The sequence below is a fragment of the Rothia sp. HMSC069C10 genome, from assembly GCF_001812205.1.
GTDB classification, from domain to species: Bacteria; Actinomycetota; Actinomycetes; order Actinomycetales; family Micrococcaceae; genus Rothia; species Rothia mucilaginosa.
Genome location: NZ_KV808301.1, coordinates 329,230 through 329,462 on the forward strand (window position 1 = coordinate 329,230; position 233 = coordinate 329,462).

Annotated in this window: 1 protein-coding gene; it reads right to left on the reverse strand. The window is 54.9% G+C overall.

Annotation, left to right across the window (positions count from 1 at the left end; all coding sequences use genetic code 11):
• The coding region (locus HMPREF2842_RS09195) for a DUF6318 family protein (RefSeq protein ID WP_246823219.1) at positions 1-233 on the reverse strand (233 nt) is incomplete at both ends.

The window sequence follows — 233 nt, forward strand, 5'->3', positions numbered from 1 at the left end:
ACTGACGAGCCATCGAATAATCACCAGTCTGCACGCCATAATTACCCCATTTGACCCAAGCGTCCAAAGTCTTACGCATACCTTCAACAGACTTCTCACGGTACCCGTCTTCAGGCTCAGCAGGCTTGGGCACATTCTGCGCCGGACCGTACTTATCAGCAGGGCGATACTCACCATCAGGCGCCTTCGAACCACCCGAATAACCGCGGACAGTAGACGGAGTAGCACTCGCC